This is a genomic window from Lapidilactobacillus mulanensis, assembly GCF_003946215.1.
In the GTDB taxonomy this organism is placed as follows: Bacteria; Bacillota; Bacilli; order Lactobacillales; family Lactobacillaceae; genus Lapidilactobacillus; species Lapidilactobacillus mulanensis.
The window spans coordinates 12,366-24,356 of the sequence record NZ_RHOW01000004.1 but is presented as its reverse complement, the minus strand read 5'-3'; the positions used below and the strand labels follow the sequence as shown (position 1 = coordinate 24,356).

The window sequence follows — 11,991 nt, the reverse complement described above, 5'->3', positions numbered from 1 at the left end:
GGCGATTGAAAAAGGGCCTGACCACAGTATTTAAACTGTGGTCAGGCCCTTTAAATTGGAATTAGACGCTACGTTTTCTGAAGCTGAAATAGGCGATGAACGTGAATAAAATCGTGTACACAAAGGTGAGCGTGATCATTAACGGGGTGCTCATCAGCGTTGCTTGACTCATGTCTGGCGAGATGATCTGCGAGCTGGTCATCAACATGCTGAATGGATTGAATCGCAGCCAATGCCATTTATTGATCAGGAGTAGTAAGACGCTAGAAGCAGCCATCGAAACGAAGTAACCGATGAAACCACTAGTGATGGCGGCAGCGTTGGTTTTGAGTAAGGTTGCAATTAGAATCACGACGCTTAGCAGAAAGACGGTGACAAGCACGTTTCCACCCATTCCCAAGAAATATAGTTGTAATAACGTTTGACTACCCTCGATTTTTTGATCCCAATCGAAGCTGGGAAAGAGTAGGGCAGTCAAGGTGAAAGTCATGATTGTGGAGATAACTTTTAGCACAACTAGTTGCATGAAGATGACGATCAACTTACTGATAAAAACTTGACTACGATAATATTGCCGATAGAGTAGCTGCTTGATCGTGCCGTACTGAAATTCCATGGCAATAATACTAGCAGCGCTGGCAATCATGATGAATAAATAGAGCCCACCGCCTAAATAATCGTTACTGATCAGAGAACTCAGTTGGAAAAATTCAGAATCGGCTTTTTGTACGAGAGCAGGGATAATTTGGAGAACGACCATGATGCCAATCGCGATCCAAGTGCCCTTTTTATGAGTGAGTTTATAAAGTTCTTGTTTGATTAAAGTTCCCATGATTATTTGTCCTCCTTTGTGGTTGGCGTGTTGACCATGTCCAAGAAGGATTCTTCCAAATCGTGTTGAACTTTAACGACGTCGGTAATTTCGATGTTGGCGTTGACTAAGGTCTGCAAAACTTGATTTAAAGTTTTCTCATTTTGTTGGCGGATCATGATTTTTTCAGCGGGAACTAATTGTAAGCCAGCAGCCATTAATGCAGTTTTTGCGGAGGCATCGTCGGCCGTGGTGATCACGTATGACGTGCCCCCAGATGCAACGAGTTCGCCCATACTACTTTGTTGGACGATTTTGCCGTGATTGAGGATCAAGACATCGTCGGCGAGTTTTTCCAATTCGCTGAGAATATGGCTTGAGATCAAGAAGCTAGTGCCTTGATCGGCCATCTTGCGAATGTAATCGCGCAAATCTTTGACGGCTTGCGGATCGAGTCCGTTCATCGGCTCATCCAAGATCACGAGCTTAGGATGATTGACGAGGGCTTGTGCGATCCCAAGTTTTTGCTTCATGCCTAATGAATATTGCTTGGCCTTATGATCGATATAGCTAGTCATCCCTAGCGCTTCGACGATTTGCGTCATATTGGTGTCACGATTTTCTTTATCGGCGAATAATTCGAGATGTTGTTTCCCAGTCAGAAACGGATAGATCCCGGGATATTCGATCAGCGCGCCCACATGAGCGAGTGCTTGGTGGCTCGTGATCGAAACCGGTTGGGAATCGATGGTCAGATGACCACCATCCGTTGGGATCAAACCGAGAACGGCTTTCATGATCGTGCTTTTACCGGCACCATTGGGACCAACTAATGCCACAATATGCCCGGCGGCGACTTCAAAGTTAACGCCATGAAGGACACGTCGATTGCCAAACGACTTGTCTAATTGCTGGACGCTTAATAAATTTGCCATAACTTCCTCCAGATATGTATTTAACCCGATTACACACGTTAAAATCACACGTGTTTCAACAGTTGTTATCCTAACGCAAATTGTGAGTCGGTGGCAATCGGTCGTTTGACTGAGACTAGCCAATTTTTGAGACCATGATTGTGAAATGTTGCAAAAAAATAGCCTCCGCATTCTGAATAAATCGGAATGTGGCGGCTGATTATTTTTAATCTAAAATATCATGGGTTACTTTTGCCAGGCTTTCGATCAAATCGATCCCGGCAGTTTCATCGCTATTATTATTGGTGAGCACTGCGATCGTGTAATCACCATCTTCAATGTGACCGATACTGTTAACTCGCCAAGTGCCGTCGCTAGCGTTCAACCAACCATTTTTAACGTGATAACTGGTTGCACCGGCAGAGACACCCCAATCCTGCGTATCTTCAACATTGGCCATTAACATCTTGATATATTTGCGGGAAGCCGTCGATAAATAATTCCCCGTGTTGTAATAAATCGCGTTCAAAAGCTTCACTTGATCAGTGGCGGTAGTTTGCGTGTTGCCCCAAGCATCGGCGTTGGCGGTCGATTGCGTCATCTTGATATCGTCGAATAAGGCTTGAGTAGCGGTGTAACCACCCATTTGATTGTTTAACAAGTAAGTGGTGGCGTCGTTATCGCTGTCTTCGATCATTTTGACGGCGTAGGCTTTCTCACTCGCGGTCAAAGTCGTGTTACTATCTTGTTTCTGCTTCAATAATTCTGTGAGCACGGAGACTTTGACGATACTGGCGGTGTCAAAAGTTGTGGTGGTACTCACGTTGCTGAGCCGATAAGTTTGTTTGGTCTTATTCGAATAGACGGCGATTTGAACGTGGCTATTCGTGGTGTTCAATATTTTTTGCCAAGCCGTCTTTAATTCGGTCGCCGTTTTATCATTGGTCGTTGCAGCGGTTGATGTCGTCTTGGCGGTTGTTTTCGTCGTCGCGGTGGTCGTAGTAATGATTCTGTCCGAAGCGGCGGATTTCAGTTGAGCGAGGGTTGCGGCCGGATCGGTGGCGCCATCGACGGAATCGGGTCGATGATTTTGCGCGAAGACAAACATGGCCGTGATTGCAATCAACACGCCGGCAGAAATTCGAACCTGGTGAGGATGGCTGATGGTCAAAAACTTGCGCACGACGATTTTAGCAAATAACTGATAGACTAGCGCGGAAATAATCGCGAATAATAATGCGAGTCCAAAACTGACTGTGGCTGAAAAATGATCGGCGAGGATCAACGATAGTGGCCAGGTCGTCAAATATAACAAATAGAAGAAATACAGCGTGCGAATATTTGGTGTGATCTGCCGTTGAATTTGTAAAACGCGAATCGCATGAAGGACGGTCGCGGCAAGGATGCAGCCGAGCACAATGATCAAGAAATACTGCCAATAATGATTGATGTGGGTGCCGACCGCAATGCCTAACACTAGCAGCGAATCGATTCCGATCATTAAAAGTTGCCGCCGACTCGACAGGTGCAATATCCGGTCAACAAAGTTCTGTGGTGCCGTTTGATAGCCATATAGACACGCTAAACTGCTTCCCACGAAAAACGGTAGCAGGTATGAAGTCGCGGAAAAGTAGAGACGCGCGTAACTCGCACCAGCAATTGTTTCCCGACCCAATATCATCAGACCGACCACACTGATCAAGCCCGCCGCAATGAACGTTAAGATTCTCATTTGGCGAACTGCCCGCGAACTTCTGGCGCTTATTTTAGCAATTAATAACAGTAACATCGTCCATACTAGGAGAAATTGTGCGCTGATCGCCAACGGCCAAACGTGGAAGAAAAGTTCGTTGGCGTTGATGAAGTGAACGCTCCCCAAGCTGGTTGTTTGATAAAAATTATTGGCAAACCCGAGAGTCGCCGCAAGTTGACTGCCCAATCCGGTCAGCAGCTCACGATTGAAGATCAAAGCGAGGGGGACGATCAAGATGACCAAAAAAATGAGCGGCAACAATAATATTTTTAATGCGCCGAACAGAAATGAGGACAAGGTCAATTTTTGATCGGCGGCAAATCGATCGAGCGCGCGAGCAGTAACCAAGAAACCGATCAGGACGAAAACGACACCGATGGAAATAACCGAGCCTGAAAAAATATTGCCACGAAATTCGTAGAAAAGAATGAGTGAGAATAAGAAAAATGCAACCAGATCAAGTCGTTTGATTTTCACATTGGAAACTCCCTTTTAAGTCGAGTGGTGATGCTCAATTGCGGCGCAAAGAATCGGGATCATCGATAGAATGTCGTTCATTTAACAAATGACTGCTGCCACTATTATGTATAAAAAATAACGACTATAGCTAGTATAATCGTCAATTATGAATAAAATTTAACTTTTTGTTGATAAAATACGCTTGTTTTTAGTGATGGTGGTGGCTATTTTATCTGCGCGAGGGCTTGCTCGAGATCCGCAATCAAATCGGCAGGGTCTTCGATACCGACTGAAAATCTCAACAATCCCGGTGTGATCCCACAGTCGGCCTGTTCGGCTGGACTTAATTCGGCATGGCTCATTTTAGGTGGGTACGAAAGAATCGATTCGACACCACCAAGTGAGACAGAAAATTCGGGGATTTGAACGGCCTCAGCTAAGATGCGGGCATTATTTTCACTCCCGACGTCGAAACTCAAGACGGCGCCGCCATTTTTTGCCTGAGACAACTGAATTTCGTAATCGGGGCTACTTTTTAGCCCGGGATAACAAACTCGGGTGACTGCGGGTTGCTGCTCGAGCCAGCTGGCGATGGTCAAAGCCGACGAAGAAGATTGGGCCATGCGAACGCCCAAAGTTTTAATGCCACGCAATAATAACCACGTGTCCGAAACACCCAAGGTGGCACCGACGGCGTTTTGGATGAAATAGATTTTGTCTGCAAGCGCCGGATCATTGGTAATCGCGGCGCCGGCAAGAATATCGGAGTGGCCGGAAAGAAATTTGGTGGCGGAATGAACGACAATATCCACGCCTAAATCCAACGGCTTTTGTAAATAAGGCGACATGAAAGTATTGTCCGCAATCGTCAGCAGATCATGCGCCTTGGCAATTTCGACAATCGCACGAATATCGGTTACGGCTAAAACGGGATTCGAGGGCGTTTCGATATAAATAGCCTTCGTATTCGGCTGGATAGCCGCGGTCACTTGATCGAGATCACGCAGATCGACAAAAGTGTGCTCGATGCCAAAGCGGTTCAAGACTTCGGTGAACACGCGGAAAGTACCACCATAAACGAACTTCGAAACAATCAAATGGTCACCTTGACTAAAAGTTTCTAACACGGACGAAATCGCCGCCATACCGGTACTATATAGAAATCCGTACTGCCCGTTTTCGAGTTGCGCAACGGCATTTTCACCGACTTTGCGCGTGGGGTTGCCACTGCGCGAATAATCGAATTCGCCGAAATGATCGAAATCATCTTGTTGAAAAGTCGAACTCAGTTGAATCGGCGTATTAATGGCGCCACTTTCTTTATCTTTGACGGTCGTTAATTTTATAATTTTTGTTTGATCATTCATGGATCAGGCCTCGTTTTTCTTAGCATTATTAATGGCGTGCTGCAAATCTGCGAACAAATCATCTTGTCTTCCAAGCCAACGGACAGACGGATCAAGTTGGGCGTGATTCCGAGTGCGCGCCGATTTACGACCGGCATGTCGTGATGGGTCTGGACATCGGGAACGGTGACTAAACTTTCGACGCCACCAAGACTTTCGGCGAACGAACAAACTTTCAATCCTTGCAAAAATGTGTTGACGTCATAGTTATCGTTTAAATAAAAGCTGATCATACCACCGACGCCGGCGTACAAAACCCGATCCACGCCAGCAAGCGTCGCTAATTTTTGCGCTAAAAATTGGGCGTTTTGCGTGTGAGCATGCATGCGGACACTCAATGTTTTCAGCGAGCGCAACAGCAACCAGGAATCAAACGGATCGAGCGTTTGCCCAGTGGTAACTAACTGTGCGGCCAGTTTTTCGGCCAATTCGGCGAGTTGCACAACAACCGCACCAGCAAGAATATCGTTGTGCCCACCCAAGTATTTAGTTGCGGAATGGACGACGATATCCGCGCCTTCAGTCAAAGGCTGCTGATAAATCGGGGTCAAAAAAGTATTGTCCACCGCAATTAAAATGTCGGAGCGCAATTGATGAACTGCGCGTGCAACTTTCTTGATGTCAATGATTTTCATCGTTGGGTTGGAAGGGGTCTCGAGCCAAATCAGGCGAGTGCTAGGCTTGATCAGTTGCACGAGTTGGTCGGTATCTTGACCATTCCAAGTCTCATAGTCGATCAGATATTTAGCCTTTTGATTATCGAAATAACGGAACGAGCCGCCATATAAATCATCGCTGGCAATGAAATGATCGCCAGTTTTAGTAAACGTTGAGAAAACTAGATCGATTGCGGCCATGCCAGAACTAACCGCAAAAGCCTGTTCACCGTGTTCGATCGTCGCCAGCTGAGACTCAAGTAATTCGCGCGTCGGTGTGGCCAAGCGGGAATAATCGTAGCCAGTCGATTGACCCAACCCCGGGTGCCGAAATGCGGTCGAAAAATATAACGGTGCAGAAACGGCGCCAGTTTTATCGTCATCGCTACCGTTGGAACCTTGGATCAGTTGTGTTGAAATTTTAGTCATGAGCAGAAGTCCTTCTTACTTAAAATATGGTGATAAATGAGTAGCAAGAGGCAAATTAAGTTAACCATGTTCTCATTATCTTTTAATCTAATAAATTTATAATACGCTAATAATCCAGCGGGTCAAGTGATGCTCGGATAATTTTACTATCATTTTTTTATCTTTAACATCATGAAAGTTGGCTTGTTTTCAAAATGGAATAAAAAAAGACACCGCCAAAACGGTGTCTTTAATGTGCCCATAAAATTTTAACCGACGATCGTTCCCAGCAAGTAGCTGATCACCATCGTCAGGATACCAACGAGCATGTTGCGCCAGGCGCCCTTGAATGATGGCGATTGGCCTAGACGCGAACTATAATAACCGGTGAAGAAAAGACAGACGACCACACTGAGCATGGTTCCAACGACTTTAATGTTAGCAGGCAAGAAGACGATGCAAATAAGTGGCAACAGCGCCCCAAGAATAAACGACATAAAATCAGCCATCGCGGCATGCCAAGGATTCAAGCGTTGCTGGGTTTGGTAATGGCGTTTGGCGATCAAGACGGTCAATAAATCGGCGTTGGTTTTTTGCGCGACGTTTTGAGCGTGTTCAACTGAGAGACCATGTTGTTGATAATTCTTTTGAAGTGAGCTGTCAAAGCCATTGTCTTCGTCCAGAACAGTTTGCGCGGACAGTTTATCGAAAGCTTTCTGTGCATCGCGCTGCGCCGAAACGGAAACATATTCGCCACCACCCATTGAACAGGCGCCGGCGATCATCGCGGATAATCCGGTCAATAGCAACGTTAATGGAGGTAGATTGGCACCGGCAACGCCCATTACGATGCCTGCGGTGGAAATGATGCCGTCGTTAGCGCCCATGACCGCGGCGCGAACTAGATTTGGTCGTTCGTGCTTGTCGAATAGTAAACGTATTTTTGAAGTGGCTATTTTCTGCATTTAGGTTCTTCCTATTTTTTCTATGTTATAAGGGTAGTATGACTATATTTTTGGTTGCTTACAATCACATTTGGAATCATTCTAATGAAAAATATAAAAATAGTTTTTTGTGGTTTGATTTTTGTGCGGTTCCGGCGAAATTTGTGGTGGGAACTGGGAAACTGCCGTGGGGACGGCTGCAGGATTTTCCAAAGTACGGAAAATTCTTCCGCCTGAAATGTGAGCTCCGGAAAACCGCCGGATCTCACATTTCCCCTTTCTGTAAACTCACAAAATTCGTTCGTTAACAGAAATACCACTGCAGTCACAGTTCCCACCACAAATTTCGCCTAGTCTATTCGTACGAGCTCGAATGGTTTGCGTTGAAGATTTAATTTGTATTTCTATTCCAACCAATATTCTTTTAACGCGTGAAGCGAGAATTGGTAATTTATATACACGACCTATTTTTAAAATCGGTCGTGTCTTATTATGCTCAGATTTTAAATTCATCGCTTTGCTTCTTTAGTTATTCAAAGTAAAGGCAACATTGATAATCCAACTTCTAGGAACCTAGCTATTTATTTCCTACATTAAATCAAATATGTTTAGGTCGAAAGTTCTGGGGCAGGCAGTCGTGGCAGTGACAACCATGTTGGCGGGCCGTTTTTGCCCGCCTTACATGGTGGATCGATTCGAGATTTTGCCGATTTTGCAAAAGCTCGAATCGAAGCTCGGAACTTTTCCCGAACTTGGAAAAGTGGAGAGCGGTCCCACAAGCCAACGTACTGCCTGCCCCAGAACTTTCGACCGCAGGTAGATTGTTTTTAAAAAAGGTTATACTAGTATGATTTCAGCAGTAACATTCCATCGTATTAATTGAATTTCTACACAATAAAAATTATAATATGAGTTGCTGAACAAATCATAATTTAACAGAGTTAGATTGTTTGACCTATTTTGACTATTATGGTAAATTAGCAAAGTAGCATTAAGAGTGCTAATTCGTAAAAACGAAATCAAGGAGGCAATACAATGTTAGTGCCAACAGTTATTGAACAAACTTCTCGTGGTGAACGCGCTTATGACATTTATTCCCGTTTACTTAAAGATCGAATCATTATGTTGTCTGGTGAAATCAATGACCAAACAGCCAATTCTGTGATTGCACAGTTACTTTTTCTCGACGCGCAAGATTCAACTAAGGATATTTCAATTTATATCAACTCACCTGGTGGTGTGATCACATCTGGTTTAGCAATCATGGACACAATGAACTTTATCAAATCTGATGTTCAAACGATTGCGATCGGTATGGCAGCATCTATGGCCAGCGTATTATTAGCGACTGGTACAAAGGGCAAACGTTTTGCATTGCCTAATTCTACTGTCTTGATTCATCAACCTTTGGGTGGTGCACAAGGCCAAGCAACAGAAATCGAAATTGCAGCCGAAGAAATTTTGAAGACGCGCAAAAAGATGAACAAGATTTTGGCCGATGCCACTGGTCAAAGTATCGAAACGATTCAAAAAGACACAGAACGCGATAACTATATGAGTGCCGAAGAAGCTAAAGATTATGGTTTGATCGACAAAATCATGGTTAATATGCAGGATAAGTAGGTAGCTTGTTAGTTGGTTTGGTGGATTACTGGGATGAACGGCTCATTCGTTTTGTAGAATTAGTTCTGCGTGCGGGAAGATTCGTTCTTTTGGTAGTTTGAGTTTGTTCTATTTTGAATATTGTTTGTTTAGCCACCCGGTTGATCTGGGTGGCTTTTATTGTAGCTTGGTAGTTTATTTGGTGGATTACTGGGATGAACGGCTCATTCGTTTTGTAGAATTAGTTCTGCGTGCGGGAAGATTCGTTCTTTTGGTAGTTTGAGGTTGTACTATTTGAATATTGTTTGTTTAGCCACCTGGTTGATCTGGGTGGTTTTTATTGTAGCTTGTTAGGTGGCTTGGCGGATGACTGGAATGAACGGCTCATTCGGTTTGTGGCATTAGTTCTGCGTGCGGAAAGATTCGTTCTTTTGGTAGTTTGAGTTTGTTCTATTTTGAATATTGTTTGTTTAGCCACCTAGTTGATCTGGGTGGTTTTTATGTAGCTTGTTAGGTGGCTTGGTGGATTACTGGAATGAACGGCTCATTCGGTATGTGGTATTAGTTCTGCGGGCGGAAAGATTCGTTTTTTCGGTAGTTTGTTTGTTGGATTACTGGAATGAACGGCTCATTTGATTTGTGGCGTTAGTTCTGCGTGTGGGAAGATTTGCAATTTGGTTGTTGATTAGTTGGTAATAAGGCGCGCAATTTAGTTAGGGAAGTGGCTGTCAAAAATGAAAATGCTTACTTGTGAAAAATCCGTGGTTAGTTCTTGCAATGATAAATAGGTGTTGTTATAATGAATATGTTCTTGAGAAGAGTGGGCACATCGTGTGATCTCTTTTATTTTTGGCACGATGGGTCTTTAAATGACACCGATGGACAATATCTGTCCCACGGAAAGGTTTGAGAGTTATGCAAAATGATTTGGCGTGGATTGAAACAATCGCTCCAGACTTCTTGAATACGATCAGACAACGATATTTGGTTTTGCAACGGATTCAATGGATGGCGCCAGTAGGTCGACGAACGTTAGCACAAGAACTCGATTTGAGCGAACGTGTGCTGCGAACGGAGACGGATTTTCTGAAGTCTTCTGGATTGATATTATCGTCAAAATCAGGTATGGTGTTAACTGAGAGCGGTCATGAAATCTTGGCCAAATTAGACGGCTTAATGTCTGACTTACTTGGATTTCCCAAGATGGAAAAGAAATTGGCTTCCTTATTGGCAATTGATCATGTGCTCATTGTTCCGGGAGATAGTGATGAACAGCCACCAGTTCTTAAACGTCTTGGTCAGCTGCTCAATAACACTTTATCGCTATTGTTGCCTGATGGTCGTAATGTGATCGCGGCAATGGGCGGAACGACAATGGCAGCAGTTGCGAAAGAATTTACACCGCAATTAGCGCGTCAGCGTCAATTACTATTTGTTCCTGCACGCGGTGGGGTTGGTGAGCTCGTCGATATTCAGGCTAATGCGATTTGTTCGCAGATGGCGCAGAATACCGGCGGTGAGCATCGAAGCTTGTATGTTCCTGAAAATGTCAGTGAACGCACGTATGAGCCGCTACTCAAGGAGCCATCGATCAAACCGGTTTTAGATTTGATTTCTCATGCCAATGTTGTGATCCATAGCATTGGTGAGGCAATGACTATGGCCAGTCGCCGACAAATGTCCGACGATGTGATCGCAGAATTAGAGCAGAAGCAAGCAGTTGCCGAGGCTTTTGGTTATTTCTTCGATGAAACTGGTCAAGTTGTTTACAAGATACCGCGGATCGGTTTACAGATTCGGGATCTGAATGATATTCCGTATGTTTTCGCAGTTGCGGCTGGTGCTAAGAAGGCCACAGCAATTCGAGCATACATGCACAACGCACCTCATCAAACGTGGTTTATCACGGATGAGTCTGCTGCTAACTCGCTTTTAAAAGGGGCAACCTTTTAAAGAAATTTTTATATTTTTATTTCCTGAAGGAGGAAATTTTGTATGACTGTAAAGATTGGTATTAATGGTTTCGGACGTATTGGACGTTTAGCATTCCGTCGTATTTTGGAACTTGGTGCAAAATCAAGTGATATCGAAGTTGTTGCAATCAATGACTTGACTTCACCTGCTATGCTTGCTCACTTGCTTAAATATGATTCAACTCATGGCACTTTGGATGCTGAAGTTAGTGCTACTGAGGATTCAATCGTCGTTAATGGTAAATCATACCATGTTTATGCAGACCCACAAGCACAAGATATTCCTTGGGTTAAGAATGATGGCGTTGACTTCGTACTCGAATGTACTGGTTTCTACACTTCAAAAGCAAAAGCACAAGCTCATTTGGATGCTGGCGCAAAACGTGTCTTGATCTCAGCACCTGCTGGTAGCGACCTTAAGACAATCGTTTACTCTGTAAATGATAACGAATTGACAGCTGACGACACAATTGTTTCTGCTGGTTCTTGCACAACTAACTCACTTGCTCCATTTGCGCAAGCATTAGACGAACAATTTGGTATCGAAGTTGGTACTATGACAACTATCCATGCTTATACTTCAACACAAATGTTGCTTGACGGCCCAGAACGTAAGGGTAATGTCCGTGCTGCACGTGCTGCTGCAATCAATACTATTCCTCACTCAACTGGTGCTGCTAAAGCTATTGGTTTGGTATTACCAAACTTAGTTGGCAAGTTACAAGGCCATGCACAACGTGTTGGTGTTCCTGATGGTTCAGTTACTGAATTAGTTTCTATCTTAGGCAAAAAAGTCAAAGATGCAGACGAAGTTAATGCTGCAATCAAGAAATACACAATCGACAACCCTTCATTTGGTTACAATGAAGACAGCATCGTATCTAGTGACATTATTGGCTCTACTTACGGTTCAGTTTTCGATCCTACTCAAACAGAAGTTACAACTGCTGGGGATCACCAATTAGTTAAGGCTGTTGCTTGGTATGACAACGAATATGGCTTTACTTGCCAAATGGTTCGTACTTTACTCAAGTTCGCAACTCTTTAATTTAAAAAGTTCAACGC

General features: G+C 44.1%; 8 protein-coding genes and 1 pseudogene. 3 read left to right on the top strand and 6 right to left on the bottom strand.

Annotated elements, in window-relative coordinates:
* Positions 1–61: 61 nt before the first annotated feature.
* The 6 genes and pseudogenes from EKM67_RS01710 to EKM67_RS01685 form a co-directional block, all read right to left on the bottom strand.
* Positions 62–832 carry an ABC transporter permease gene (locus EKM67_RS01710; RefSeq protein WP_125576651.1) on the bottom strand — a complete coding sequence of 257 codons (771 nt, stop codon included), beginning with the start codon at positions 830–832 and terminating at the stop codon, positions 62–64.
* A gap of 2 nt (positions 833–834) precedes the next feature.
* On the bottom strand, positions 835–1,746 hold the full coding sequence (locus tag EKM67_RS01705) for an ABC transporter ATP-binding protein (RefSeq protein WP_125576649.1): 912 nt from the start codon (positions 1,744–1,746) through the stop codon (positions 835–837).
* Between the two features lie 205 nt (positions 1,747–1,951).
* Positions 1,952–3,955 (bottom strand): serine hydrolase, encoded by a 2,004-nt coding sequence (locus EKM67_RS01700; RefSeq protein WP_125576647.1) that lies wholly within the window; start codon positions 3,953–3,955, stop codon positions 1,952–1,954.
* A gap of 206 nt (positions 3,956–4,161) precedes the next feature.
* Positions 4,162–5,304, bottom strand: coding sequence for a trans-sulfuration enzyme family protein (locus EKM67_RS01695; RefSeq protein WP_125576645.1), 1,143 nt, complete (start codon positions 5,302–5,304; stop codon positions 4,162–4,164).
* A gap of 3 nt (positions 5,305–5,307) precedes the next feature.
* Positions 5,308–6,428 (bottom strand): annotated as a pseudogene (locus tag EKM67_RS01690) (trans-sulfuration enzyme family protein).
* A gap of 248 nt (positions 6,429–6,676) precedes the next feature.
* Positions 6,677–7,372, bottom strand: coding sequence for a VIT1/CCC1 transporter family protein (locus tag EKM67_RS01685; protein ID WP_125576643.1), 696 nt, complete (start codon positions 7,370–7,372; stop codon positions 6,677–6,679).
* A 1,014-nt stretch (positions 7,373–8,386) separates the two neighbouring features.
* On the opposite strand from EKM67_RS01685, the gene clpP reads away from it, so the two are divergent.
* The 3 genes from clpP (at position 8,387) to gap (ending at position 11,974) form a co-directional block, all read left to right on the top strand.
* Positions 8,387–8,974 carry an ATP-dependent Clp endopeptidase proteolytic subunit ClpP gene (gene clpP / locus EKM67_RS01680; protein WP_125576641.1) on the top strand — a complete coding sequence of 196 codons (588 nt, stop codon included), beginning with the start codon at positions 8,387–8,389 and terminating at the stop codon, positions 8,972–8,974.
* An 894-nt stretch (positions 8,975–9,868) separates the two neighbouring features.
* Positions 9,869–10,906, top strand: a complete 1,038-nt coding sequence (locus EKM67_RS01675) for a sugar-binding transcriptional regulator (protein ID WP_125576639.1) — start codon at positions 9,869–9,871, stop codon at positions 10,904–10,906.
* A gap of 42 nt (positions 10,907–10,948) precedes the next feature.
* A complete protein-coding gene (gene gap / locus EKM67_RS01670; protein ID WP_125576637.1) occupies positions 10,949–11,974 on the top strand; it encodes a type I glyceraldehyde-3-phosphate dehydrogenase in 1,026 nt (341 codons plus the stop codon).
* Positions 11,975–11,991 lie beyond the last annotated feature (17 nt).